General features: G+C 69.9%; 25 protein-coding genes. 14 read left to right on the top strand and 11 right to left on the bottom strand.

Annotated features, from left to right (window positions below; genetic code table 11):
• Genes Q9R13_RS03105 through Q9R13_RS03090 form a run of 4 tightly spaced genes read left to right on the top strand, consistent with a single transcriptional unit; the run spans position 1 to position 2,681 of the window.
• Complete coding sequence (locus Q9R13_RS03105) at positions 1-1,227, top strand: phosphoglycerate kinase (RefSeq protein ID WP_310963597.1); 1,227 nt, start codon at positions 1-3, stop codon at positions 1,225-1,227.
• Positions 1,227-2,024, top strand: a complete 798-nt coding sequence (tpiA, locus tag Q9R13_RS03100; protein ID WP_310963596.1) for a triose-phosphate isomerase — start codon at positions 1,227-1,229, stop codon at positions 2,022-2,024. The genes Q9R13_RS03105 and tpiA overlap by 1 nt, the downstream gene beginning before the upstream one ends.
• A gap of 31 nt (positions 2,025-2,055) precedes the next feature.
• Positions 2,056-2,292: a preprotein translocase subunit SecG gene (gene secG, locus Q9R13_RS03095; protein ID WP_310963594.1), complete on the top strand. Its 237-nt coding sequence runs from the start codon at positions 2,056-2,058 to the stop codon at positions 2,290-2,292.
• 29 nt (positions 2,293-2,321) lie between these two features.
• Positions 2,322-2,681, top strand: a complete 360-nt coding sequence (locus tag Q9R13_RS03090) for an RNA polymerase-binding protein RbpA (protein WP_310963592.1) — start codon at positions 2,322-2,324, stop codon at positions 2,679-2,681.
• A gap of 29 nt (positions 2,682-2,710) precedes the next feature.
• Here the strand turns inward: Q9R13_RS03090 and pgl are convergent, their stop codons facing one another.
• Genes pgl through tkt form a run of 6 tightly spaced genes read right to left on the bottom strand, consistent with a single transcriptional unit; the run spans position 2,711 to position 10,817 of the window.
• Entirely contained in the window at positions 2,711-3,415 is a 705-nt protein-coding gene (gene pgl / locus Q9R13_RS03085) for a 6-phosphogluconolactonase (protein WP_310963591.1), read from the bottom strand.
• Positions 3,412-4,320: a glucose-6-phosphate dehydrogenase assembly protein OpcA gene (locus tag Q9R13_RS03080; protein ID WP_310963590.1), complete on the bottom strand. Its 909-nt coding sequence runs from the start codon at positions 4,318-4,320 to the stop codon at positions 3,412-3,414. The genes pgl and Q9R13_RS03080 overlap by 4 nt, the downstream gene beginning before the upstream one ends.
• Complete coding sequence (gene zwf / locus Q9R13_RS03075; RefSeq protein ID WP_310963589.1) at positions 4,317-5,843, bottom strand: glucose-6-phosphate dehydrogenase; 1,527 nt, start codon at positions 5,841-5,843, stop codon at positions 4,317-4,319. Before zwf ends, Q9R13_RS03080 begins: the two co-directional genes overlap by 4 nt.
• A complete protein-coding gene (locus Q9R13_RS03070) occupies positions 5,840-7,516 on the bottom strand; it encodes a glucose-6-phosphate isomerase (RefSeq protein ID WP_310963588.1) in 1,677 nt (558 codons plus the stop codon). The genes zwf and Q9R13_RS03070 overlap by 4 nt, the downstream gene beginning before the upstream one ends.
• Positions 7,513-8,625: a transaldolase gene (gene tal / locus Q9R13_RS03065; protein ID WP_310963587.1), complete on the bottom strand. Its 1,113-nt coding sequence runs from the start codon at positions 8,623-8,625 to the stop codon at positions 7,513-7,515. The genes Q9R13_RS03070 and tal overlap by 4 nt, the downstream gene beginning before the upstream one ends.
• Positions 8,626-8,669: 44 nt before the next feature.
• Positions 8,670-10,817, bottom strand: a complete 2,148-nt coding sequence (gene tkt, locus Q9R13_RS03060) for a transketolase (RefSeq protein WP_310963586.1) — start codon at positions 10,815-10,817, stop codon at positions 8,670-8,672.
• A gap of 89 nt (positions 10,818-10,906) precedes the next feature.
• On the opposite strand from tkt, the gene Q9R13_RS03055 reads away from it, so the two are divergent.
• The gene (locus Q9R13_RS03055) at positions 10,907-11,839 is read left to right on the top strand and encodes a heme o synthase (protein ID WP_310965028.1); all 933 of its coding nucleotides are present in this window, start codon (positions 10,907-10,909) and stop codon (positions 11,837-11,839) included.
• 41 nt (positions 11,840-11,880) lie between these two features.
• Here the strand turns inward: Q9R13_RS03055 and Q9R13_RS03050 are convergent, their stop codons facing one another.
• From Q9R13_RS03050 to Q9R13_RS03030, 5 genes are read right to left on the bottom strand one after another with little or no spacing between them, the layout of a single operon-like run.
• Positions 11,881-12,336, bottom strand: a complete 456-nt coding sequence (locus Q9R13_RS03050; RefSeq protein ID WP_310963585.1) for an SRPBCC family protein — start codon at positions 12,334-12,336, stop codon at positions 11,881-11,883.
• 21 nt (positions 12,337-12,357) lie between these two features.
• On the bottom strand, positions 12,358-13,251 hold the full coding sequence (locus Q9R13_RS03045) for a COX15/CtaA family protein (RefSeq protein ID WP_310963584.1): 894 nt from the start codon (positions 13,249-13,251) through the stop codon (positions 12,358-12,360).
• Positions 13,252-13,271: 20 nt separating this feature from the next.
• Positions 13,272-14,045 (bottom strand): ABC transporter permease, encoded by a 774-nt coding sequence (locus Q9R13_RS03040; RefSeq protein WP_310965027.1) that lies wholly within the window; start codon positions 14,043-14,045, stop codon positions 13,272-13,274.
• 2 nt (positions 14,046-14,047) lie between these two features.
• Positions 14,048-14,998: an ABC transporter ATP-binding protein gene (locus Q9R13_RS03035; protein WP_310963582.1), complete on the bottom strand. Its 951-nt coding sequence runs from the start codon at positions 14,996-14,998 to the stop codon at positions 14,048-14,050.
• Between the two features lie 24 nt (positions 14,999-15,022).
• Positions 15,023-17,389: a xanthine dehydrogenase family protein molybdopterin-binding subunit gene (locus tag Q9R13_RS03030; protein WP_310963581.1), complete on the bottom strand. Its 2,367-nt coding sequence runs from the start codon at positions 17,387-17,389 to the stop codon at positions 15,023-15,025.
• Between the two features lie 126 nt (positions 17,390-17,515).
• On the opposite strand from Q9R13_RS03030, the gene Q9R13_RS03025 reads away from it, so the two are divergent.
• From Q9R13_RS03025 to Q9R13_RS02985, 9 genes are all read left to right on the top strand, one after another.
• Positions 17,516-18,214: a helix-turn-helix transcriptional regulator gene (locus tag Q9R13_RS03025; protein ID WP_310963580.1), complete on the top strand. Its 699-nt coding sequence runs from the start codon at positions 17,516-17,518 to the stop codon at positions 18,212-18,214.
• On the top strand, positions 18,211-19,629 hold the full coding sequence (gene sufB / locus Q9R13_RS03020) for a Fe-S cluster assembly protein SufB (protein ID WP_310963579.1): 1,419 nt from the start codon (positions 18,211-18,213) through the stop codon (positions 19,627-19,629). Before Q9R13_RS03025 ends, sufB begins: the two co-directional genes overlap by 4 nt.
• A gap of 68 nt (positions 19,630-19,697) precedes the next feature.
• On the top strand, positions 19,698-20,879 hold the full coding sequence (gene sufD / locus Q9R13_RS03015) for a Fe-S cluster assembly protein SufD (protein ID WP_310963578.1): 1,182 nt from the start codon (positions 19,698-19,700) through the stop codon (positions 20,877-20,879).
• Positions 20,879-21,214 carry a non-heme iron oxygenase ferredoxin subunit gene (locus Q9R13_RS03010; RefSeq protein ID WP_310963577.1) on the top strand — a complete coding sequence of 112 codons (336 nt, stop codon included), beginning with the start codon at positions 20,879-20,881 and terminating at the stop codon, positions 21,212-21,214. Before sufD ends, Q9R13_RS03010 begins: the two co-directional genes overlap by 1 nt.
• A gap of 32 nt (positions 21,215-21,246) precedes the next feature.
• Positions 21,247-22,023, top strand: a complete 777-nt coding sequence (gene sufC, locus Q9R13_RS03005; protein WP_310963576.1) for a Fe-S cluster assembly ATPase SufC — start codon at positions 21,247-21,249, stop codon at positions 22,021-22,023.
• The gene (locus tag Q9R13_RS03000; RefSeq protein ID WP_397218882.1) at positions 22,023-23,270 is read left to right on the top strand and encodes a cysteine desulfurase; all 1,248 of its coding nucleotides are present in this window, start codon (positions 22,023-22,025) and stop codon (positions 23,268-23,270) included. The genes sufC and Q9R13_RS03000 overlap by 1 nt, the downstream gene beginning before the upstream one ends.
• Before the next feature lie 17 nt (positions 23,271-23,287).
• Positions 23,288-23,758, top strand: coding sequence for a Fe-S cluster assembly sulfur transfer protein SufU (sufU, locus tag Q9R13_RS02995; RefSeq protein ID WP_310965024.1), 471 nt, complete (start codon positions 23,288-23,290; stop codon positions 23,756-23,758).
• Entirely contained in the window at positions 23,755-24,132 is a 378-nt protein-coding gene (locus tag Q9R13_RS02990) for a metal-sulfur cluster assembly factor (protein WP_310963575.1), read from the top strand. Before sufU ends, Q9R13_RS02990 begins: the two co-directional genes overlap by 4 nt.
• Complete coding sequence (locus tag Q9R13_RS02985; protein WP_310963574.1) at positions 24,125-24,631, top strand: ASCH domain-containing protein; 507 nt, start codon at positions 24,125-24,127, stop codon at positions 24,629-24,631. Before Q9R13_RS02990 ends, Q9R13_RS02985 begins: the two co-directional genes overlap by 8 nt.
• Positions 24,632-24,636: the final 5 nt, after the last annotated feature.

Genomic DNA, 24,636 nt, shown 5'->3' with positions numbered 1-24,636 from the left:
GTGGCGGTCGGCATCGACGCCCTGGCCGGGAAGGTCGGGGGCAGCCTGCGCGGCAAGCGGGTGCTGGTCCGCTCCGACCTGAACGTGCCTCTCGAGGACGGCGAGGAGGGCCAGGTCCGCGTGGCCGACGACGGCCGGATCCGGGCGAGTGTCCCCACCATCAAGGCGCTGGCCGACGCGGGCGCCCGGGTCGTGGTGGCCGCCCATCTCGGCCGGCCGAAAGGTGCCCCGGACCCGGCGTACTCGCTGAGGCCGGTGGCCGAGCGGCTCGGCGAGCTGCTCGGGAACCCGGTCTACTTCGCCGACGACACCGTCGGCCAGTCGGCCCACGACACCGTCTCCGAACTACGTGATGGCCAGGTCGCGTTGCTCGAGAACGTCCGGTTCAACCCGGGCGAGACCAGCAAGGACGACGCCGAGCGGGGCGCCTTCGCCGTCGACCTGGCGTCGCTGGCCGACGCCTTCGTCAGCGACGGGTTCGGGGTGGTTCACCGCAAGCAGGCCAGTGTGTACGACGTCGCGCAGCGGCTGCCGCACGCGATGGGCGGGCTGGTTGCTGCTGAGATCGACGTGTTGCGCCGTCTCACCGAGGACCCCGAGCGGCCCTACGTCGTCGTGCTCGGCGGCTCGAAGGTGTCCGACAAGCTCGCCGTCATCGACAACCTGCTCGGCAAGGCTGACGCGCTCCTGGTCGGCGGCGGGATGGTGTTCACCTTCCTCGCCGCCCAGGGACACGGCGTCGGCCGCAGCCTGCTCGAACAGGACCAGGTGGACACCTGCCGCGAGTACCTCCGCCGTGCCGCGGACACCGGCGTCGAGCTGGTGCTGCCCACCGACGTCGTGGTGGCGCCCGAGTTCGCCGCCGACGCCACGCCCACGGTCGTGGCCGTCGACGCGATCCCCGACGACCAGATCGGGCTCGATATCGGCCCGGAGTCGTCGGCCGCCTTCGCAGCAGCGATCCGGCCGGCCCGCACGGTCTTCTGGAACGGGCCGATGGGCGTCTTCGAGTTCGACGCGTTCGCGAGTGGCACCCGTGCGGTCGCGCAGGCCCTCACCGAGATCGACGGCCTGTCGGTCGTCGGCGGTGGCGACTCCGCTGCCGCCGTACGCCGGCTCGGCTTCGCCGACTCCGCCTTCGGGCACATCTCCACGGGCGGCGGTGCCAGCCTCGAGTACCTCGAGGGCAAGGCGCTGCCCGGCATCGACGTACTCGAGGAGTCCTGATGGCGAAGACCGCACGTACCCCGCTGATGGCGGGCAACTGGAAGATGCATCTGAACCATCTCGAGGCGGTTCACCTGGTGCAGAAGCTCGCGCTGACCCTGGCGGACAAGAAGCACGACTACACCAAGGCGGAGGTCGTGGTGGTGCCGCCGTTCACCGACCTGCGCAGCGTGCAGACGCTCATCGACGGCGACCGGCTGCAGATCCGGTACGGCGCCCAGGACGTCTCCACCCACGACACCGGCGCGTTCACCGGTGAGATCTCCGCCGGGATGCTGGCCAAGCTGGGCTGCTCCTACGTGGTGGTCGGCCACTCCGAGCGCCGCGCCTACCACGCCGAAGACGACGCCGAGGTCAACGCCAAGGCACACAAGGCGCTCGGCGCCGGGATGACCCCGATCGTGTGCGTGGGCGAGGGCCTGGACGTGCGTCAGGCGGGTGGCCAGGTCGACTTCACCCTCGCCCAGGTGGACGGCTCGCTGGCCGGGTTCACCGCGGAGCAGGTCGCCGCACTGGTCATCGCCTACGAGCCCGTCTGGGCGATCGGCACCGGCGAGGTCGCCACCCCCGAGGACGCCCAGGAGGTCGCCGCCGCCATCCGCACCCGGATCACCGAGGTGCACGGTGAGGCTGCCGGCGCCGGCGTACGCGTTCTGTACGGCGGCTCGGTCAAGGCATCCAACATCGCGGGGATCATGCGGCAACCCGACGTCGACGGTGCGCTGGTGGGGGGAGCGAGCCTCCAGGCGGACGAGTTCGGCGGAATCTGTCGCTTCTACGACATGCCCGCGATCTGAACATCACCGCTGATCAGTTAGGCTTCCCGCCGTGGTACTGCTGTTTGAAATCCTGCTCGTCATCACGAGCCTGCTCATGATCGGTCTGGTCCTCCTCCACAAGGGGCGGGGCGGCGGTCTCTCGGACATGTTCGGAGGCGGCGTCTCCAGCGGTCTGGGCGGATCGTCCGTGGCCGAGCGCAACCTCGACCGGATCACCGTCGGCATCGGCGTGGTCTGGGCTGCATGTGTGGTCGGCCTGGGGCTGTTGCTCAAGGCCGGTAACTGATCACTCTCACTTGACGGAGGAGTTCGGGCGTGGCTGGCGGAGGAAATGCGATCAGGGGTAGCCGAGTCGGCGCCGGACCCATGGGCGAGGCCGAGCGGGGCGAGTCCGCGCCGCGCCAGAACGTCTCCTACTTCTGCTCCCAGGAGCACCGGACCATGATCGCGTTTGCGGTCGAGGCCCAGGTCCCCGACTCGTGGGACTGCCCCCGCTGTGGACTCCCCGCGAGCCTGGACTCGGACAACCCGCCTCCGCCGCCGAAGATCGAGCCGTACAAGACTCATCTCGCCTACGTCAAGGAGCGCCGTTCCGACGCGGAGGCCAAGGACATCCTCGACGAGGCGCTCCAGACCCTGCGCACCCGCCGCAAGAACGGCGAAGTCATCTTCTGAGCCAGGGTCGCGTACCGGGCGAACGCAGCTCAGGCGAGGAACCAGGTCGTCGACCCGCGGCCGTGGACGTGGCTCGCGGGGACTGAGGGATCGCCGGCGAGGGCCTTCTCGACCGCGTCGTGCTTGCTGCCGCCCGGGGTGGTGTCCGCCGCGACGAACCACACCTCGGTGGCATGGTTCAGCGCCGGAAGCGTGAGGCTGATCCGCTCGGGGGGCGGCTTGGGCGAGCCGGTGACCGGCACCGCGATGTCGTCGACCTCCAGCTGCGGGAAGCCCGGGAACAGCGACGCGATGTGTCCGTCGGGCCCGACGCCGAGCATCACCACGTCGAAGACTCCCGCCCCGGACGCCCGGATCTCGGCGCCGTAGGAGCGTGCCGCCTCGTCGAGCCCGGCGCCGGAGTCGGAGGCCGGCATCTCGTGGACTCGGGTTGCGTGCACACGGTCGAGGAACACCCGTCGCGCCTGGAGCGCGTTGCGATCCTCGGAGTCCGCGGGAACGAACCTCTCGTCGCCCCACCAGAACTCCACCGCGGACCAGTCGACGCCGGAGGCGTCCGCGATCAGGGTGATCTCAGCATGGATCTCGTCGGCGATCCCCCCACCTGTCAGCGCGACGTGCGGGATGCGTCCTGATGCCTGCGCGTCGGCGAGGAGGTCGACGAACCGATGGGCCACGTCGGTGGCCAGGGCGGCGCGGTCCTCGTGACGGACGACCTGTGCGGGCGGGTTCATTGCATCGTCACCAATCTGCGGGTCGCGGCCGCGTAGATGTTGTCCTCGTCGAGGCGCCGCAGCTCCTCGGCGAGCAGTTCGGGAAGCGAGCGGCGCTTCAGGGCCACCGGTCGATCCGGCCGACCGGGGGAGGAGAACGTGGCCAGCTTGCCGTCAGTGCGGGTGATGCGGATCGGTCCGCCGCGGGTGTCCATCACGACCTCGGTGATCCCGGGGCCGGGTGAGCTGTGCCGGGTCACCTTCACGCGCAGCCGGTCGACGAGCCAGGCGGCCAGCAGATCGGCGCTCGGGCTGATCCGCTCGGCGCTCACCGAGGCCGAGCGGACCTTCAACGGCTGCTGGTCCAGCGCCGCCGCCAGCAGCGCACGCCACGGCGTGATCCGGGTCCAGGCCAGGTCGGTGTTGCCGCGGGAGTAGTTCCGGCACTGGTCGAGGAGCGCCCGCGACTTCCCGCGGCTCGCGGCGGCGGCATCGGTGATGCGCCGCTGGGCGAGCGCCCCGAGCGGGTCCGCAGCGGGGTCCTCGGGCGGCTCGCACGGCCACCACACGGCGACGGGGGAGTCGGGCAGCAGCAGGGGGAGTACGACGGAGGCGGCGTGCCTGACCACCTCGCCCTTGAGGCGGATCATCGCCGACTCCCCGGTCCAGCCGGCACCGGTGCCGACCTGGGCATTGACCACCGCGTGACCACGTCCGTCGCCGAGGATCACCCCGAGGACCCGCGCGGGGTGCTCCTGGGAGGCCTGCTGCGCGGCCGACATCGCCTCGGCCGCCCGCTCCTCGTCGACCACGATGATCAGGGTCATCACCATGCCCATCGCCGGGCTGCCGGCGTGGATCCGTGCCCGGACGAACTCGGCCGCGATGGCGGCGGAGTTGGTGTCGGTCAGCTCGATGCGGGTCATGGGCGCCTCCAGGTCCGGCCGTCGCGGGCGAGCATCCGCACTGCCGACTCCGGCCCCCAGCTGCCCGCCGGGTAGCTCTCCGGGCTGCCCTTGCGTGCCCAGTGCTCGATGATCGGGTCGAGGATCCGCCAGGACAGCTCGACCTCCTCGTGCTGCGGGAACAGCGGCGGGTCGCCGAGCAGCACGTCGAGGATCAATCGCTCGTAGGCCTCCGGGGACGCCTCGGTGAAGGTGCCGCCGTACGCGAAGTCCATGTTGACGTCCCGGATCTCCATGGCGGTGCCGGGCACCTTCGCGCCGAACCTGATCGTCATCCCCTCGTCGGGCTGCACCCGGACCACGAGTGCGTTCTCGGTGAGCTCCTCGGTCGAGGTGGCGCCGAAGGGCTGGTACGGCGCCTTCTTGAACACCACGGCCACCTCGGTCACCCGGCGACCCAGGCGCTTGCCGGTGCGCAGATAGAAGGGCACCCCGGCCCAACGGCGGGTCTGGATGTCGAGACGTACGGCGGCGAACGTCTCGGTGGTCGACGACCCGGAGATGCCCTCCTCCTCGAGGAACCCGGGCACGTGGACGCCACCGGCCCACCCGGCGGCGTACTGGCCCCGCGCTGTGGTCTGGTCGAGGCGGCTGGGCCTGGCCACCGAGCGCAGGATCTTCAGCTTCTCCACCCGCAGGCTGTCGGCCGCGAACGACGTGGGCTCCTCGATCGCGACGAGCGCCATCAGCTGGAGCAGGTGGTTCTGGATGACGTCGCGGGCCGCGCCGACGCCGTCGTAGTAGCCGGCGCGCCCGCCGATGCCGATGTCCTCGGCCATGGTGATCTGCACGTGGTCGACGTAGTTGGAGTTCCAGATCGGCTCGAAGAGGTTGTTGGCGAACCGCATCGCCAGGATGTTCTGGACGGTCTCCTTGCCCAGATAGTGGTCGATGCGGAAGATCGCCTCGGGCGCGAAGACCTGGTCGAGGATCGCGTTCAGCTCGCGGGCGGAGACCAGGTCGTGACCGAACGGCTTCTCCACCACGACCCGGCGCCACGAGTCCGTGCCGGGCTGCGCCAGGGCATGCTTCTTGAGCTGTCCGGCCACCGCGCCGAAGAAGGACGGCGGGATCGCCAGGTAGAACGCGAAGTTGCCGCCGGTGCCGCGCACGGCGTCCAGTTCGTCCATCGTGCGTCGGAGCTGGTCGAAGGCCGCGTCGTCGTCGAAGTCGCCGGGGACGAATCGGAAGCCTTCGGAGAGCTGGTGCCAGACCTCCTCGCGAAACTCGGTGCGGGCGTGCTCGCGCACGGAGTCGTGGACGATCTGGGCGAAGTCCTGCTCGGCCCAGCCGCGGCGAGCGAACCCGATCAGGCTGAAGCCGGGCGGGAGAAGTCCTCGGTTGGCCAGGTCGTAGATCGCCGGCATCACCTTCTTGCGGGACAGGTCGCCGGTGACCCCGAACAGCACCAGGCCCGACGGCCCCGCGATCCGGGGCAGCCGTCGGTCCTGCGGGTCCCGCAGCGGGTTGACCGGTGCGGTCAACGCAGCCCCTTGCCCAATGATGTGCGCAGTACGTCGAAGCCGGCGGTCTGCTCGGTCAGGTGGAGCCGCAGGACGGGCCGGCCCTTACTCGCCAGCACCGATGCGTCGCCGATCGCCTGGGCCTTGATGAACTGCCCGAACGTGAAGGGCCGGCCCGGGATCTCGAGGTCCTCGCGGGGCTCGGCGGTGATCTGGAGGAACACTCCCGTGGGTGCCCCGCCCTTGTGGTACTGACCGGTCGAGTGCAGGAACCGCGGGCCCCAGCCGAAGGTCGTGGGCCGGCCCGTCTGCGCAGCGAGGCCCTCGCGGACGTGGGCGAGGTGCGCGTTGCGGCGTCGGTCGAGATAGGCCATCACGGCGAGGTAACCATGTTGATCGTCGATCCTCCCGAGAAGCGACTCGACGGCCTCGGCCACCGACTGCTGGCCGTCGAGGAGTCCGTCGGTGGCGAACACCTCGACGGCACCGTCGGTGAAGACCGGATCGGGCTGCTGGCCGCCTCCCTCGAGCATGTCCCGGGCGGCCTGCTTGGCGCTCTCGACATCGGGCTGGTCGAACGGGTTGATTCCGATCAGCCGGCCGGCCACCGGCACGGCGTACTCCCAGAGCAGCATCGCCGCACCGAGCGGGGCGTGCACCGAGGCTCCCCAGCCGGAGGCCGGCGGCGCGCCGTCGGGCTCGCCGAGCGTCACCAGCACCTCGTCGCTCGTGCTGGGGTCGAAGTTCGGTGCGGTGACGTCGGGCACGACGACCGGCAGGATACCTCGACCGTTCTTTCCGGTGGACTCCGCGATCAGCTGCTCGGCCCAGTCGCCGAAGCCGACCAGACCGGAGTGGTGCTCGGCCAGCACGGCCTTGTCGGCGCCGCCCACATTCGCGACGCCGAGCAGGGCACCCAGCCGCAGGCCGGGGTTGTCGAGGTCGTCGGCCTCGAGCGCCGGCTGGATCGCCGCCGCCTCGTCGAGCAGCCGCCCGATGTCCGCGCCGGCGAGTCCGCTGGGGACCAGCCCGAACGCGGTGAGCGCCGAGTAGCGGCCGCCGACGTCCGGGTCGGCATTGAAGACGGTGTAGCCGTCCGCGCGTGCGGACTCGTCCAGCGGCGAGCCGGCGTCGGTGACGATGACGAGGTGGTCCTTGGGGTCACGTCCGGCGTCGCTGAGCGCCTTCTCGTAGACCCGGCGCTGGCTGTCGGTCTCCACCGTGCTTCCCGACTTGCTAGACACCACCACGATGGTGCGCTCGAGGCGGTCGGCGAGTGCAGCACGCACGTAGTCGGGGTCGGAGGAGTCCACGACTGTCAGCTCCACACCGTGGGTGCGGCAGATGACCTCTGGCGCGAGCGATGATCCCCCCATGCCGCAGAGCACGACGTGGTCGAGGCCAGCGGCGTTGAGTCGGTCGCGGAGCTGCTCGATCTGAGGCACGAGAGGGCGGGACTCCTCGGGGAGACCGACCCAGGCCAGCCTCTTGCCGGCCTCGGCCTCGGCGTCGGGGCCCCAGAGAGCGGGGTTGCGTCCGGCGATGCCGGAGCCGACCCGATCGGCGGCCAGCTGCTCGACCGTGGAGGCGAAGGACTCCTCGTCGCGGTAGCCGAAGAAGAGCTGCCAGCCGTCGTCAGCAATGTCGCCCGGAGCAGAACCCGCACCCGAGACGGTGTTCCACTCGGTGCTCACGCTTCCGAGCCTCCGGTTGCGCCCATCTGCTTTCGCACCGTGGCGTAGAGGTCGTCCCAGGCCTTGACGAACTTCTCGACGCCCTCCTTGATGAGCACCGCGATCACGTCGTCGTAGTCGATCCCGGCCTTCGCCAGGTCGGCCATCACGGTGGCGGCGTCGTCGTAGAACGGGTGCACCTGGTCGCCCTTGATGTCACCGTGGTCGGCGACCGCGTCGAGGGTCTTCTGCGGCATCGTGTTGACGGTGTCGGCGACTGCCAGATCCACGACGTACATCGTGTCGGGGTAGGCCGGGTTCTTGACGCCGGTCGACGCCCACAGCGGCCGCTGCGTGTTGGCGCCGGCGCCCTTCAGACGTTCCCACCGCTCGCCGGCGAAGAACTTCTCGTAGGCCTGGTACGCGAGTCGTGCATTGGCGATGCCGGCCTTGCCGAGCAGGTCGTCATGTCCGCCGGCGGCCTGGAGGCGGTTGTCGATCTCGGTGTCCACCCGGGACACGAAGAACGAGGCGACCGAGTGCAGCCCCGAGATGTCATGGCCGTTGTCGAGGGCCTTCTCGAGCCCGTCGAAGTAGGCGTTCATCACGTCCTGGTACTGGTCGAGCCCGAAGATCAAGGTGACGTTGACGGGAATGCCGGCACCAAGGGTCTCAGCGATCGCCGGGCAGCCCTCCTTGGTGCCGGGGATCTTGATGTAGGCGTTGGGCCGGTCGACCTTGCGCCACAGCTCGGCGGCCTGCGCGACCGTGGCCGTCGTGTCGTGGGCCAGCCCGGGGGAGACCTCGATCGAGACTCGCCCGTCGACGCCGTTGGTGGCATCGAAGACCGGCCGGAAGATGTCGCAGGCGTCGCGCACGTCGGTCGTGGTCAGTTCCTGCACGACCGACTCGACGTCTGCGCCCGCTGCGACGAGGTGACGCACTTGCTCGTCGTACCGCTCACCCTCCTCGAGTGCGTTGGCGAAGATCGAGGGGTTGCTGGTGATGCCGACCACCGAGCTGTTCTTCATCAGGTCGGTCAGGTTGCCGGTCTCGATGCGCTCGCGGGACAGGTCGTCCAACCAGATGGAGACCCCCGCGTCCGAGAGCTGCTGAAGTCGAGTTGCCATGTGGTGCCAACCTCTCTGTGGTGGATGTCCTCGGGCGGAGCTCGTCAGGCGGTCTTCCGGGCGCTCTCGATGCTGTCCTTGGCGGCCTGGACGACGGCGTCGGCGGTAATGCCGAACTCGGCGAAGATCCGGGCGTAGTCGGCCGAGGCACCGAAGTGCTCCAGGGAGATCGTTCGGCCGGCGTCCCCGACCACCTCCCGCCAACCCTGGGCGACCGCTGCCTCCACGCTCACGCGGGCTCGTACCCCCGGCGGGATGACTGAATCGCGGTAGGCCTGGGTCTGCTCGGCGAACCACTCCCGGCACGGCATCGAGACCACGCGCGCCGCGATGCCGTCCGCGGCGAGCCGCTGGCGCGCCTCGACCGCGAGCTGCACCTCCGACCCGGTCCCGACCAGCACCACGTCGGGCTGCCCCTCGGTGTCGAGCAGCACATAGCCGCCCTTCGCGACGCCACCGGTGTCGCCCCACTTCTGGCCATCGTCGTCGAGGCCGCGGGGGAACGTCGGAACGTTCTGTCGGGTGAGCACCAGGCCGGCGGGCCGGTCCGTGTGCTCGAGCACGGTCTGCCATGCAGCGACGGTCTCGTTGGCGTCGGCAGGGCGGACGACGTCGAGCCCGGGGATGGCCCTCAGCGCGGCGAGGTGCTCGACCGGTTGGTGCGTCGGGCCGTCCTCGCCGAGGCCGATCGAGTCGTGGGTCCACACGTAGGTGACCGGCAGCCCCATCAGCGCCGCGAGTCGCACGGCGGGCCGCATGTAGTCGGAGAACACCAGGAACGTGCCGCCGAAGACGCGTGTCCCGCCGTGCACGGTGATGCCGTTCATGATCGAGGCCATGGCGTGCTCGCGGATGCCGAAGTGCAGCACCCGACCGTACGGCGAGCCCTTCCACGCCTCGGTCTGCCACTCGGTGGGGGTCACGCTGGGAGCGTCCTCGATCGAGGTGTTGTTGGACTCGGCCAGGTCGGCCGAGCCGCCCCAGAGCTCGGGCAGCACCGGGGCGAGCGCATTGATCACGTTGCCGGATGCCTTGCGGGTGGCCAGGCCCTTGGGATCGGCCTCGAAGGTCGGCAGCGCGTCGGTCCAGCCGTCCGGCAGCCGGCGCTCGCGGATCCGGTGCATCAGCTCGGCCCGCTCGGGGTTGGTCTGCGCCCAGGCGGCGTACTGCTCGTCCCAGGCGGCGCCGTACTCCTTGCCGCGCTCGAGCAGCTTGCGGGTGTGCTCGATCACCTCGGGCTCGACCGCGAAGTGCTGGTCGGGGTCGAATCCGAGCACCTTCTTGGTGGCTCGGACCTCGTCCTCGCCAAGTGCCGAGCCGTGCGCGGCGCCGGTGTTCTGCGCGTCCGGTGCGGGCCACGCGATGACGGTGTGCAGCACGATCAGGCTCGGCTTGTCGATGACGGCCTCGGCCTGGTTGAGCGCCTCCCACAGCGCTGGGATGTCCTCGTGGTATCCGGACGTGTCGAGCGGATGGTCCGCCTGCTGGTCGCGCTTGGCCCAGTGGACATGCTGGACGTGCCAGCCGTAGGCCTCGAAGCGCTTGCCCACGTCCTCGGTGAAGGCGATGTTGGTGTCGCCCTCGATGCTGATCCGGTTGAGGTCGTAGATCATCGTCAGGCTGCCCAGACCCTGGTGGCCCGCGATGGACGCCGCCTCGGCGCTGACGCCCTCCTCGAGGTCGCCGTCGCTGCAGATCGCGTAGATGCGGTGGTCGAAGGGGCTCTCACCGGGCTTCGCGTCCGGGTCGAACATGCCGCGCTCACGACGCGCGGCGAGAGCCATCCCGACCGCGTTGGCAACGCCCTGGCCCAGTGGCCCGGTGGTGGTCTCCACGCCGACGGTGTGGCCGTGCTCGGGGTGCCCCGGGGTCTTGCTGCCCCAGGTGCGCAGGCTCTCGAGGTCCTCCAGCTCGAGGCCGAAGCCGCCGAAGTAGAGCTGGGTGTAGAGCGTGATCGAGGAGTGGCCGCAGGAGAGCACGAAGCGGTCACGGTTCGACCAGCTCGGGTCGGCCGGGTCGTGGCGCATCCGCTTCTGGAAGAGCAGGTACGCCGCCGGGGCCAGGCTCATCGCCGTACCGGGGTGGCCGTTGCCCACCTTCTGCACGGCGTCCATGGCCAGGCAGCGCGCGGTGTCCACCGCCCGGTCGTCGAGGTCGGTCCAGTCAAGGGTGCGGTTGGTCACTCGAGTCACGGTATCGAGCCTACTCACGTCGCGGATACACTCGGTGCGGCACATCAGCGACGACGAAGGCGAGCCCCGTGACAGCGGTCGACTCCGAGGTGTCGGTCTCCGGAGACGGGGCCGGCTCCCTGACCGGCGCTGCCACCCTGCGGGACGTCGTCGCGGCGTACGTCGGTCTCACCAAGCCGCGGGTCATCGAGCTGCTGCTGCTGACCACCGTGCCGGTGATGTTCTTCGCCCAGCGTGGCGTGCCCTCTCTCGGGCTGGTGGTGGCCACGGTCGTCGGCGGGACGATGTCCGCCGGAGCCGCCAACGCGCTGAACTGCGTCTACGACCGCGACATCGACGAGCAGATGCGTCGCACCCGTCGCCGGGCGCTGCCGCGGCACATGGTCTCGCCGCGCAACGCACTGGTGTTCGGCCTGCTGCTGATCCTCGCCTCGACGCTGATGCTCGGCTTCTTCGTGAACTGGCTCTCGTCCGGGCTCGCGCTGGCCGCGAGTGCGTTCTACCTGTTCGGCTACACGATGTTCCTCAAGCGCCGCACCACGCAGAACATCGTCTGGGGCGGCATCGCCGGCTGCTTCCCGACGATGATCGGCTGGACCGCGGTCACGGACCGGCTCGACTGGGCGCCGTTCGTGCTGTTCCTCGTGGTGTTCTTCTGGACCCCGCCGCACACGTGGGCGCTGGCCCTGCGCTACCGCGAGGACTACGCGCTGGTCGACGTGCCGATGCTGCCGGTGCGTCGCAACGCCGAGGCCGTCGCCCGCCAGATCGTCGTCTACTCGTGGGTGATGGTCGCCACCTCCCTGATCCTCTGGCCGGTCGCGGACACCGGGATCGTCTATCCCGTCGTGGCCGCCGTGCTCGGTGGCGCCTTCCTGGTCGAGGCGCACCTGATGTGGTCGCGCGCGCGCCGCAGCGACGAGCTCTCGGTGGTGCGACCGATGCGGTTGTTCCACTGGTCGAACATGTACCTCTCGCTGCTGTTCGTCGCGGTGGCGCTGGAGCCCCTCCTCATCCGCTGACGCCGACGCCGCATCCGCTGTGTCGCCTCAGGGCTGAGGTCTCAATGCGCGCTCCCGACGTGCGCGGCGAGGCGGTCGATCGAGGCCCGGAGGCGATCCGGGGTGGTCGCCCGGGCGCGGGCGAACCGCTGTTCGTCGGCGAGCTCGGTCCAGTCGTAGGTGTGGGTGACGCGCGTGCGGTCCGCACTCAGCGGCTCGAGCTCCCAACGCCAGAGGTGGCCGGGCGGCTCCTGCCCGGGCTCGGCCGGACGCCAGGCGATCCGGGCGCCCTCCTCGAACTCGATGACGTGGTTCTCGCGGACGTTGCCCCGGGTCGTGGTCATGGTGAAGACCTCGCCGGTGGCCCTGACCCGCTGGCCGGGCGCGGCCTCGGACAGGTTGTCGTTGCCGTCCCACTGTGGCTGCAGCGCCGGGTCGGCGATCAACGCGAAGATCCGGTCGGCGGGTGCGGCGATGTCTGCGCTGGCTGTGCTCACCCGCGTGTCGTCGGTGGCCATGGCCCGATTCAAGCACGCGCCTCAGCGTGACACGGTGCCCGACGGCTCGCGCCGCGCAGCCGGGGCCGATCCGGGGTCGGCCCCGGATCCCCGCGTGTCGGAGTCGTAGAGCACCCACGCCGTGGCGGCGGCGATGAGGGCGGCGCCGAGCATGTGGAAGCCGACCAACACGATCGGCAGGCCGGTGAAGTACTGCACGAACCCGACGGCGCCCTGGGCGACCTCGAGGCCGAGCAGCCAGACCACCGAGCGGGTGCGCGCGGCGATCAGCATGGCCAGGGTGAGCCCGACCAGCAGGAACACCAGGTCCGCGTGGAACTGGGACGTCTGCAGTGGTGAGAGGCCGTTGCGTGGTGCCCGCGCATCGCCTGCGTGCGGGCCCGAACCGGTCACTACGGTGCCGATGTAGAGGACGCCCCACGCCGCCGCGAAGGTCGCCCAGCCCATCACGCTGGGCCGGGGCAGGGGCCTGTCGATCCGCCAGAGGAAGAGCACCGCCACCGTGATGATCGCGAAGGAGGACAGCAGGTGGAACGACACCACCCACGGGTTGAGGTGGGTGAGCACGGTGATCCCGCCGATCACGGCCTGGGCCGGGATCGCCATCGCCATCCAGAAGGCGAGCCAGCGCAGCTCCCGCCGGCCGGACTGCCACGCAGCGACGAAGGTCACCACAGCGACCGCCGCCAGCAGGAACGTGAGCGTCCGGTTGCCGAACTCGATGGCCGAGTGGATGTTCATCTCACCGTGCGGGGTGAAGGATGAGCCGTGGCACCGCGGCCAGGTCGGACAGCCCAGTCCCGACCCGGTGAGGCGTACGGCGCCGCCGGTGACCACCAGCAGGCAGTTCGCCGCGACGCTCGCCCAGCCCACGCCGCGCAGCCACCGGTCGGTGCCCATTCGAGCGACCGGCATCGTCGTCATCGTCACATTGCTCATTCCCATTTGAAGGTCCGCGCAGTCAGGACCGTGCCCAGGACCGCCCACCCCGCGAGCACCCCGAGACTGCTCCACGCCACCGCGTTGTCGAGGAAGGCGGAGCGCATCGCATGACCGAGCGCCCCCGACGGCAGCCACCGGGCCACCTGCCCCCAGGCGCCGTACGACGTCGCCGGGAGGACGACGGCACCGCCGGCCATCAGCAGCAGGTAGATCAGGTTCGCGGCCGCCAGCGTCGCCTCCGCGCGCAGCACCCCGGCGACGAACAGCCCGAGAGCCGCGAACGCAGCCGTGCCCAGCACGATCGCGAGCACCGCGGGTGCGACGCCCGGCTCCGGCGACCAACCCAGCAGGAGGCCGATGACGCACAGCACCACGATCTGCAGCGCCTCGACGAACAGCAGCGCGCCGACCTTGCCGAGCAGCAGTCCGGAGCGGGGGAGTGGTGAGGACCCGAGCCGCTTGATCACGCCGTACCGCCGCTCGAAGCCGGTGGCGATCGCCAGCGAGGTGAATGCGGTCGACATCACCGCCAGGGCAAGCACTCCGGGGGTGAACACGTCGACCGGCGGGTGGCTGAAGTGGTGGCCGAGTCGCTTCGCGCCCTCGACGCAGCCGACCAGCACGATCACCGGGATCACGACGGCGAGCAGCAGTTGCTCGCCGTTGCGCAGCATCAGCCGGGACTCCATCCGTGCCTGGGCGAGCACCTGCCTGGCCAGTGGGGCGGCGCCCGGAGCCGGCGCGAAGGTGCCTGTGGTGGTCTGCATGCTCACGTGGCCAGCTCCCGTCCGGTGAGCTCGAGGAAGACGTCCTCGAGGTTGCGCTGCCCGAGGTTCAGCGACTCCGGCAGCACGCCCTGCTGCTCGCACCAGCTCGAGACCGTCGCGAGAGTCGTGGAGTCGGCGGTGCCGGTGATCAGCAGGCTGCGGTCGTCGATCGGTCGGACCTCCACGCTGGCGCCGAGCGCGCGCTGCAGCGAGGCCGGCGCCTCTGGTGGGAAGGGCTCGGTGACGACGAGCCGGATCGTCGCCGAGCCCGTTCCCGGAGCGCTGCCGCGGGTGAGGTCGAGCGGCGTGCCCGAGGCGATCAACCGGCCGTGGTCGATGATGTGGATGTGGTCGGCGAGTTGCTCGGCCTCGTCCATGTAGTGCGTGGTGAGCACCACCGTGACACCGTCCTGCCGCAGCTCGCGGAGCAGCTCCCAGGTGGTACGCCGGGCCTGCGGGTCCATTCCTGCCGTCGGCTCGTCCACGAACACGATCTCCGGCCGCCCGACGACCGCCATCGCCAACGACAGCCGTTGCTGCTGGCCGCCTGAGAGCCGCCGGTACGGCGTGCGACCGCAGTCGCCGAGGCCCACCCGTTCCGCGAGCATGGCGACGTCGAGCGGGTGGGCGTGCAGCGAGGCGACATGGCGCAGCATCTCCATCGCGCGGACACCGCTCCAGGCGCCACCGGACTGCAGCATCACTCCGATGCGCGGAAGCAGGTCGGCCCGATCCGCGATCGGGTCCAGTCCGAGCACGCGCACGGTGCCCCGCTGCGGCTTGCGGTAGCCCTCGCAGGTCTCCAGCGTGGTGGTCTTGCCGGCGCCGTTGGGGCCGAGCACCGCGGTGACGGTCGAGCGGTCGACCCGGAGATCGAGTCCGTCGACCGCGACCTTGTCGCCGTACCGCATGACGAGGCCGCCGATCTCCACGCCTGCTGCGGATGAGGGCACGCGCACATTCTAGGAACGCGCCGTTCAGATCTCCGCGCCGCCCTCGGCGGCGGCCTGCTCGCCTCGCACCGGAAGCGTCGCGAACGCGGCGGGCGGCTCGCGCCAGAGCTCGGTCTCCTGGCCACGGCGTGCCCGCTCGATCGCGGCCCACACCCGCCGCGGAGTGCACGGCAGGTCGACGTGTCGGACCCCGAGGTGGCTGAGCGCATCGACGACGGCGTTCTGCACCGCCGGCGTGGAGCCGACGGTGGCGGACTCTCCGATCCCCTTCGCGCCCAGCGGGTTCAGCGGAGTCGTGGTCTCGGTGTTCGACACCTCCAGCGAGATGGTGTCGGCGGCGGTAGGGATCGCGTAGTCGACGAACGTCGAGGTGATCGGGTTGCCGTCCTCGTCGTAGACCATCTGCTCCCAGAGCGCCTGCGAGATGCCCTGGACGGCCCCGCCGTGCTGCTGCCCCTCGACGATCAGCGGGTTGAGCACCCGACCGCAGTCGTCGACCGCGACGTGCCGCAGCGGTACGACGTGCCCGGTCTCGGTGTCGACCTCGACGATCGACACGTGAGCACCGAACGGGAAGGTGGCGCCCTCCTGGCTGAAGTCGGTGTCCACGCCCAGCCCGCCATCGTGCTCGTGGGCGTAGGCGGCGACCTCCGCCCACCCGACGGCGACGCCGGGCACGCCGGCCACCGCGAAGCGACCGTCCTCCAAGGTGACGTCGGCGGGGGCGGTCTCCAGGAGTCGGGCGGCGACGGCGAGGGCCTTCTCGCGGAGCTCGTCACTGGCCTGGGCGACCGCGTTCCCACCCATCTGCAGCGACCGTGACCCGCCCGTGCCCCCACCACTGCGTACCTCACCGGTGTCGGACTGCTGGTAGGTGATGTTCTCGATCGGGATACCCAGCCGGTCGGAGGCGAGCATCGCGAAGGAGGTGGCGTGGCCCTGCCCGTGCGCCGAGGTGCCCGCCATGATGACCGCCGAGCCGTCCGGCTGGATGTGCACCGCGCCGTACTCGGTGCCGCCGAAGCCGGTGATCTCGACGTAGACGGCGATCCCGATGCCGAGCTGGCGAACCTCGCCGGCCTCGCGGCGGCGCCGCTGCTCGGCACGCGCGCCCTCGACGTCGGCGATCCGCAACGCCTCGCGCAGCGGCAGGTCGTAGTCGCCGGTGTCGTAGCGTGCTCCGGTCACCGTGACATAGGGGAAGTCGTCCGGGACGAGCAGGTTGCGCCGACGAATCTCCTCCGGCGCGAGTCCGACCTCGGCGGCGGCCAGATCCATCAGCCGCTCGATCGCGGCGGCCGCCTCCGGCCGGCCGGCACCACGGAAGGCACCCACCGGCGCGGTGTTCGTGAGCACGGCGATCGCGTCGTAGCGCAGTTGCGGGATCCGATAGGGGCCCGGCGCCAGGAGGTACGACGGCCCGATGGCCAGGCCGCCCCCGAAGCCGGCGTACGCCCCGGACTCGCCCAGCACGCGCAGTCGGAGGCCGACGACCCGGCCGTCGGCGTCGAGCCCGAGCTCGCCGTACTGCACCTGTCCGCGGCCGTGCATCGACAACATCGACTCGCTGCGGGTCTCGGTCCAGCCGACCGGGCGGCCGAGCCGGCGGGCCGCCATGGCGACGGCGCAGTGCTCGGCGCCGATGCCGGCCTTGCCCCCGAACGCGCCGCCCACGTGAGGCGCGATCACGCGGACCCGCTCCGGCGCCAGGCCGGTGGCGCGGGCGAGCTGGTCGCGTGCCATGTGCGGATGCTGGGTGGAGACCCATGCGGTGACGCCGTCGCCGTGCTCGTCGTGGGTGGGCTGGACCAGGATCGCGTTGCCCTCGATCGGCGAGGTGGCAAGCCGCTGGTTCTCCATCCGCAGTCGGGTGACGTGGGCCGCACCGGTGAACGGGTCGGAGTCGTCGGCGTCGCGCACGCCGGCCGCGATGTTGGTGCCGAGATCCTCGAACTGGCGCGGGGCATCGTCAGCCAGCGCCGCCTCGACGTCGACCACCACGGGAAGGTCCTCGTAGTCCACGTCCACGAGCTCGGCGGCGTCGACCGCCTGGGCCCGGGTCTCGGCGATGACGAGGGCGACCGGGTCGCCGACGTAGCGCACCTTTCCGTGGGCCAGCGGTGCCCGACCGCACGCCGGGTTGACCACGGCGAAGGCCGGGGCGGGCTCACGGCCGAGCTCGTCGGAGGTGAGCACCGCGAGCACACCGGGCGCCGACCGGGCCTCGGCGGTGTCGATCGAGGCGATCCGAGCGTGCGCGACAGGGGAGCGGACGAAGACCGCATGGGCCTTGCCAGGCACGTGCTGGTTGTCGACGAAGGTCGAGCGTCCGGTGATCAGGTCGGGGTCCTCGACCCGGCGGACCCGGGTGCCGAGAAGTGAGCCAGGCATGCTCGCAGCCTAGGACCACACGGCACCCGCCAGCGGCTTTCCCGGCTCTGCAAGCAGCCGCCAACGAGGTTAGGTGACCCTTCGTTGAAAGTGGCCGGGCATTAACGGCACACTGTTGTTGTGGAAATGAACCGGCTGGAGGAGACGACGCGCCAGCGCGTCGTGCGCTCCATCCTGGTCAACGGACCGTCGACGGCAGCGGCCCTGGCCGCCGGTCTGGCGCTGACGCCCGCGGCGGTGCGCCGACACCTGGACCAGCTGGTCGAGGAGGGCACCATCGAAGCACGCGACCAGCGGCTCTCCGGCGTCCGCGGCAGGGGCCGTCCGGCCAAGGTCTTCGCGATCACCGATGCCGGACGCGGCCACTTCGAGCAGCAGTACGACGATCTCGCCCGGCAGGCGATGCGCTTCCTGGCCGAGACCGGCGGCGAGGCCGCCGTGAAGGCCTTCGCCGAGCGCCGGATGGAGTTCATCGAGCGTGAGTTCGCCGGTGTGAGCGAGTCCGACCCGGACAAGACCCCCGTCGAGGTGTTGGCCCAGGTGTTCAACGACGAGGGGTACGCCGCGACGGTGCGCCAGCTCCCCCTGCTGGACGGGCAGAGCGTCGGCGACCAGCTCTGTCAGCAGCACTGCCCGGTCTCCCACGTCGCCCACGAGTTCCCCCAGCTCTGCGAGGCCGAGACCGAGGCGATCGGCCGGGTCCTCGGCAGCCACGTGCAGCGGCTCGCGACGATCGCACACGGCGACGGCGTGTGCACGACGTGCATCCCCAGTCCCTATCAGAAGAGCAACACGAAGCCCCACAACAAGAAGGTGGCGAGATGACCTCGATCGAGGAACTGAACCCCGAGCTCAAGGGCATCGGTCGGTACGAGTTCGGCTGGTCCGACTCCGACGTGGCCGGTGCGGCTGCACAGCGCGGCCTCAACGAGGAGGTGGTGCGCGACATCTCGAGCAAGAAGAGCGAGCCGCAGTGGATGCTCGACCTGCGCCTCAAGGGCCTCAAGCTCTTCCACCGCAAGCCGATGCCGACCTGGGGTTCGGACCTGTCGACGATCGACTTCGACAACATCAAGTACTTCGTGCGGTCCAGCGAGAAGCAGGCCGCGACCTGGGACGACCTGCCCGAGGACATCCGCAACACCTACGACAAGCTCGGCATCCCCGAGGCGGAGAAGCAGCGGCTGGTCTCCGGGGTCGCCGCGCAGTACGAATCCGAGGTCGTCTACCACTCGATCCGCGCGGACCTCGAGGAGCAGGGCGTCATCTTCGTCGACACCGACACCGCGCTGCGCGAGCACGAAGAGCTCTTCCGGGAGTACTTCGGCACGGTGATCCCGGTCGGCGACAACAAGTTCGCCGCGCTGAACACCAGCGTCTGGTCGGGCGGTTCGTTCATCTACGTGCCCAAGGGTGTCCACGTCGACATCCCGCTGCAGGCCTACTTCCGGATCAACACCGAGAACATGGGCCAGTTCGAGCGGACCCTGATCATCGTCGACGAGGACGCCTACGTGCACTACGTCGAGGGCTGCACCGCGCCGATCTACAGCTCCGACTCGCTGCACTCGGCCGTGGTCGAGATCATCGTGAAGAAGGGCGGCCGCTGCCGCTACACGACCATCCAGAACTGGTCGAACAACGTCTACAACCTGGTCACCAAGCGGGCCACCTGTGATGCCGGCGCCACGATGGAGTGGGTCGACGGCAACATCGGCTCCAAGGTGACGATGAAGTACCCCGCGGTCTACCTCATGGGCGAGCACGCGAAGGGCGAGACCCTCTCGATCGCCTTCGCCGGCGAGGGCCAGCACCAGGACGCGGGCGCCAAGATGGTGCACGCCGCGCCGAACACCTCGAGCTCGATCCTGAGCAAGTCGGTGGCCCGTGGCGGGGGGCGGACCTCCTACCGCGGCCTGATCCAGATCAACGAGGGCGCGCACGGCTCCAAGTCCAACGTGCTGTGCGACGCCCTGCTGGTCGACCAGATCAGTCGCTCCGACACCTACCCGTACGTCGACATCCGCGAGGATGACGTGTCGATGGGCCACGAGGCCAGCGTCTCCAAGGTCAGCGACGACCAGCTGTTCTACTTGATGTCACGCGGCATGGAGCAGGACGAGGCGATGGCGATGATCGTGCGTGGCTTCGTCGAGCCGATCGCCAAGGAGCTGCCGATGGAGTACGCCCTCGAGCTCAACCGCCTGATCGAGCTGCAGATGGAAGGTGCCGTCGGCTAGCACCGACCAGCACCGGAAACCGGGGTCCGCCCGCAGGCCCGTCGTCCCGTCCAACCGAGAAAGCAACGATGACTGTCACTGCTGAGAATGCTGCGAGCGTTCGCGACGCGCTCGAGATGGAGCATGTCGAGTCGCACCTGCACCCGACCGGCTCCTTCGAGGTCTCCGACCACCCGGTCCCGACGGGGCGCGAGGAGGTCTGGCGGTTCACCCCGCTCAAGCGGCTGCGTGGTCTCCACCAGGACATCCCGATGTCCGGAGCCGGCTCGCAGACCCGGGTCGAGGCTCCGGCCGGGGTCGAGGTCGAGCACGTCGAGGATGGCGGCCTCAAGGGCGTCAGCGGACTGGTCCCGGTGGACCGGATCTCCGCCCGTGCCCTGGCGGCCGCGACCGAGACCCTGTCGGTGGTGATCCCCGCTGAGACCGCGCCGAGCGCGCCGGTCTTCGTGACCGTGGTCGGCGTCGACGTCGACGGTGCAGGCGCCGTGCACGTCGTGATCGACGCGAAGGCGCACAGCAAGGCGACCGTGGTGTTCCGGTTCGAGGGTTCGGCGACGCTGGCCGACAACGTCGAGATGGTCGTCGGCGACGGCGCCCAGCTGACCGTGGTCAACATCGACGACTGGGCCGACGACGCCGTGCACGTGGGCTACCGCCACGCGAGCGTGGGTCGCGACGCCACCTTCCGCCACGTCGACGTGAGCTTCGGCGGCGACCTGTTGCGCCACGACACCACTGCCGAGTACGCCGGCCCCGGTGGCTCGGTTGAGATGCTCGGCCTCTACTTCGCCGACGAGGGCCAGCACATCGAGCACCGCCTCTTCGTGGACCACACCGCGCCGAACACCAAGAGCAAGGTCGTCTACAAGGGTGCGCTGCAGGGCGAGGGTGCCCACACCGTGTGGATCGGCAACGTGCTGATCCGCAAGGTTGCCGAGGGCATCGAGACCTACGAGGAGAACCGCAACCTCGTCCTCACCGACGGCTGCCAGGCCGACTCCGTGCCCAACCTGGAGATCGAGACCGGCGAGATCAAGGGCGCCGGGCACGCCTCGGCGACCGGCCGGTTCGACGACGAGCAGCTGTTCTACCTGCGTTCGCGCGGCGTCTCCGAGGCCGAGGCGCGACGCCTGGTCGTGCACGGGTTCTTCAACGACCTGATCCGCCGGATCGACGTCCCTGCGATCGAGGAGCGGCTGGTCGCCACGGTGGAGGCCGAGCTCGCCAAGAACGTCCTCAAGGAGGTGTGATGGCGTTCGAACGTGCCTGTGCCGTGAGCGACGTCGCCGCCGACGAAGGCACGGCCGTCACCCTCGGGCGATACGACCTTGTCGTGTGCCGCGACGGCGACGACTTCTACGCCCTCCAGGACCTGTGCTCCCACCAGGCGGTGGCGCTCAGCGAGGGCGAGGTGGCCGGGTGCGAGATCGAGTGTTTCCTGCACGGATCCCGCTTCGACCTGCGCACCGGCAAGCCCACCGGGCTGCCGGCCACCGAGCCGGTGTCCACCTTCCCGGTGGACGTACGTGATGGCGATGTGTACGTCGACACCGATTCCACCCTCAACGGCGTCCGACCCAGCTGACGCCCAACAGAAGCTTTTCCAGAAGGAGAGAGATGAGCACGCTCGAGATCAACGACCTGCACGTGTCGGTCGTCGCTGACAACGCCCAGGACGGCAGCGGTCACAAGGAGATCCTCAAGGGCGTCACGCTGACCATCAAGGACGGCGAGACGCACGCGATCATGGGACCCAACGGCTCCGGCAAGTCCACACTGGCCTACTCGATCGCCGGCCACCCGAAGTACACCGTCACCTCCGGCACGGTCACCCTCGATGGTGCCGACGTCCTGGCCATGTCGGTCGACGAGAGGGCACGCGCCGGGCTGTTCCTCGCGATGCAGTACCCCGTCGAGGTGCCCGGCGTGTCGGTAGCCAACTTCCTGCGCACCGCGAAGACCGCCATCGACGGCGAGGCGCCCAAGCTCCGCACCTGGGTCAAGGACGTCAACGGGGCGCTGGAGAAGCTCGACCTCGACCCGACCTTCGCGCAGCGCTCGGTCAACGAGGGCTTCTCCGGTGGCGAGAAGAAGCGCCACGAGATCGCCCAGCTCGAGCTCCTGGACCCCAAGGTCGCGATCCTCGACGAGACCGACTCCGGCCTCGACATCGACGCGCTCAAGATCGTCTCCGAGGGCGTGAACCGGTTCAAGGAGGACAGCGACAAGGGCGTCCTGCTGATCACCCACTACACGAGGATCCTGCGCTACATCAAGCCGGACTTCGTGCACGTGTTCGTCGCCGGGCGGATCGCCGAGCAGGGTGGACCCGAGCTCGCCGACCAGCTGGAGGCCGAGGGCTACGACAAGTACGTGAAGGCCGCGGCGGTCTGATGGACGGGCTGCTGCCGGAGCTCGAGGTGGTCCGCAAGGACTTCCCGATCCTCGAGCGCGTGCTCGCCGACGGGATGCCGCTGGTCTATCTCGACTCGGCGAACACCTCGCAGAAGCCGCAGGTGGTGATCGACGCCATGGTCGACCACCTCGAGAGGCACAACGCCAACGTCGCGCGTGCGATGCACCAGCTCGGCGCGGAGTCGTCGGAGGCGTTCGAGTCCGCTCGGGACAAGGTCGCTGCGTTCCTGGGAGCACCCTCTCGCGACGAGGTGATCTTCACCAAGAACGCCTCCGAGGCGTTGAACCTGGTGGCCCGGGTGATGCCGCTGGCCGCGGGCGACAACGTCGTCATCACCGAGATGGAGCACCACTCGAACATCGTGCCCTGGCAGCTCGCCTGCGAGCGGTCTGGCGCCGAGCTGCGCTGGTTCGGGCTGACCGACGACGGACAGCTCGACCTGTCCGCGATCGACCGGCTGGTCGACGAGCACACCAAGGTGGTGGCGTTCACCTGGGTCTCGAACATGCTGGGCACGGTCAACCCCGTCGCGGAGCTGGCCGCGCGCGCTCACCAGGCCGGTGCCGTGGTCGTGGTGGACGCCTCGCAGGCCGCCCCACAGCTGCCGATCGACCTCGCTGCGATGCCGGTCGAGGAACGCCCCGACTTCCTCGCGTTCACCGGCCACAAGGTGACCGGGCCGACCGGCATCGGGGTCCTCTGGGGCCGCGCGGACCTTCTCGACGAGCTGCCGCCGTTCCTCGGTGGCGGCGAGATGATCGAGACGGTCACGATGGAGCGTTCGACCTACGCGAAGGCGCCGCACAAGTTCGAGGCCGGCACACCCCCGATCGTGGAGGCGGTCGGTCTGGGTGCCGCCGTTGACTATCTCGGCCATCTCGGGCTTGAGGCGATCCACGCCCATGAGCAGGCGGTCACCGCCCACCTGCTCGAAGGACTGGCCTCGGTGTCCGGGGTGACGGTCCTCGGGCCCCGGGACGTCTCCCTGCGCGGCGGCGCGGTCTCCTTCGAGGTCGCAGGCGTGCACCCGCACGACGTCGCCCAGTTGCTCGACTCGCGCGGCATCGCCGTGCGGGCCGGCCACCACTGCGCCAAGCCGGCGCACGCACGCTACGGCGTGCAGAGTTCGACGCGGGCGTCGTCGTACCTCTACACCACGCCTGCCGAGATCGATGCGCTGATCGAGGGAATCAGGTACACCCAGAAGTACTTCAAGGTGGTGTGAACGCAGTGAGCACAGGGATGTCCGGCGACCTGGACGCGATGTACCAGGAGATCATCCTCGACCACTACCGCAATCCGCTGCACAAGGGCCTGCGGGACCCGTTCGAGGCCGAGGTGCACCACGTCAACCCGACCTGCGGTGACGAGATCACCCTGCGCGTGCACGTCTCGGACGGGGCCGACGGGAGTCGCATCGTCGAGGACGTCTCGTACGACGCCGAGGGGTGCTCGATCAGCCAGGCCGCGGCCTCGGTGATGAGCGACCTCGTGATCGGCCGGACCGTCGACGAGGCGATGGTCATCCACGAGGAGTTCCTCGAGCTCATGCAGGGCAAGGGCAAGGTGGTGCCGGACGAGGATGTCCTCGAGGACGGCATCGCGTTCGCCGGGGTGGCGAAGTTCCCCGCCCGGGTGAAGTGCGCTCTGCTCTCGTGGATGGCGATGAAGGACGCGACCGCGCAAGCACTCCAGGAGGAGAACCACTCATGACTGACGCTTCGACAGGCCCCGAGGGGACCAACGACCTGCCCGAGGTCGACCTCGGAGGCGGAACCGCGACCCTGACCACCGACGATGTGACCGAGGCGATGAAGGACGTCGTCGACCCCGAGCTCGGGATCAACGTCGTCGACCTCGGCCTGGTCTACGACGTGCATCTGCACGGCAACGACGTCGTACTGGACATGACGTTGACCTCGGCGGCCTGCCCCCTGACCGACGTGATCACCGACCAGACCAACTCCGCGCTCGAGGGCATGGTCAACGACGTCACCATCAACTGGGTCTGGATGCCGCCGTGGGGCCCGGACAAGATCACCGACGACGGCCGGGAGCAGCTTCGCGCGCTCGGCTTCAATGTCTGAGCCCGGTCCGGAAGCGGGGATCGAGAGCTTCTGGCGCCTGGCACGACGTCACTGCGACCTGGAGACCGTGCCCGGCTACTTCGGGCCGTCCGCGCGGGAGTCGGTGACGCCGCCCGCGTGGTCGTTCGGGGCCACGGCGGCGCACGCCGACGAGCTTCTCGCGCTCGTGCTCGACGGCGCGAAGACAGCGACCGCGAGCGCGCTGTGGGACTACGAGGCCGAGGACGAGCCGCTGCCCGAGCCGGGTGCGCTCAGCATCGTGCTCGACTCGCACGGCGTACCTCGCGCCCTGCTGGAGACGACCGCCGTCGAGGTCCGCCCGTTCGACGAGGTCGACGCCGAGCACGCCCGGCTCGAGGGGGAGGGCGACCGGTCGCTCACGCAGTGGCGCGAGGCACACGAGCGGTTCTTCACCGACCACGGCGCCAGCGGCCATGACTTCACAGCCGACATGCCGGTCGTCCTCGAGCGGTTCGTGGTCCGCTACGCGGCCGAGTGACGACA

The sequence above is a fragment of the Nocardioides marmorisolisilvae genome, assembly GCF_031656915.1.
In the GTDB taxonomy this organism is placed as follows: Bacteria; Actinomycetota; Actinomycetes; order Propionibacteriales; family Nocardioidaceae; genus Marmoricola; species Marmoricola terrisoli.
Note: the sequence above shows the minus strand (reverse complement) of the source record. Positions and strands in the feature narration are given on the sequence as shown.

Coding starts and splice junctions, on each gene's coding strand:
- Q9R13_RS02990 (WP_310963575.1), top strand. CDS start 23,755: ATGACTGACGCTTCGACAGGCCCCGAGGGGACCAACGACCTGCCCGAG.
- sufC (WP_310963576.1), top strand. CDS start 21,247: ATGAGCACGCTCGAGATCAACGACCTGCACGTGTCGGTCGTCGCTGAC.
- Q9R13_RS03040 (WP_310965027.1), bottom strand. CDS start 14,045: ATGCAGACCACCACAGGCACCTTCGCGCCGGCTCCGGGCGCCGCCCCA.
- sufB (WP_310963579.1), top strand. CDS start 18,211: ATGACCTCGATCGAGGAACTGAACCCCGAGCTCAAGGGCATCGGTCGG.
- Q9R13_RS03000 (WP_397218882.1), top strand. CDS start 22,023: ATGGACGGGCTGCTGCCGGAGCTCGAGGTGGTCCGCAAGGACTTCCCG.
- Q9R13_RS03030 (WP_310963581.1), bottom strand. CDS start 17,389: ATGCCTGGCTCACTTCTCGGCACCCGGGTCCGCCGGGTCGAGGACCCC.
- Q9R13_RS02985 (WP_310963574.1), top strand. CDS start 24,125: ATGTCTGAGCCCGGTCCGGAAGCGGGGATCGAGAGCTTCTGGCGCCTG.
- tal (WP_310963587.1), bottom strand. CDS start 8,625: ATGGCAACTCGACTTCAGCAGCTCTCGGACGCGGGGGTCTCCATCTGG.
- Q9R13_RS03010 (WP_310963577.1), top strand. CDS start 20,879: ATGGCGTTCGAACGTGCCTGTGCCGTGAGCGACGTCGCCGCCGACGAA.
- tpiA (WP_310963596.1), top strand. CDS start 1,227: ATGGCGAAGACCGCACGTACCCCGCTGATGGCGGGCAACTGGAAGATG.
- Q9R13_RS03045 (WP_310963584.1), bottom strand. CDS start 13,251: ATGCCGGTCGCTCGAATGGGCACCGACCGGTGGCTGCGCGGCGTGGGC.
- Q9R13_RS03050 (WP_310963585.1), bottom strand. CDS start 12,336: ATGGCCACCGACGACACGCGGGTGAGCACAGCCAGCGCAGACATCGCC.
- sufU (WP_310965024.1), top strand. CDS start 23,288: ATGTCCGGCGACCTGGACGCGATGTACCAGGAGATCATCCTCGACCAC.
- Q9R13_RS03025 (WP_310963580.1), top strand. CDS start 17,516: ATGAACCGGCTGGAGGAGACGACGCGCCAGCGCGTCGTGCGCTCCATC.
- pgl (WP_310963591.1), bottom strand. CDS start 3,415: ATGAACCCGCCCGCACAGGTCGTCCGTCACGAGGACCGCGCCGCCCTG.
- sufD (WP_310963578.1), top strand. CDS start 19,698: ATGACTGTCACTGCTGAGAATGCTGCGAGCGTTCGCGACGCGCTCGAG.
- Q9R13_RS03080 (WP_310963590.1), bottom strand. CDS start 4,320: ATGACCCGCATCGAGCTGACCGACACCAACTCCGCCGCCATCGCGGCC.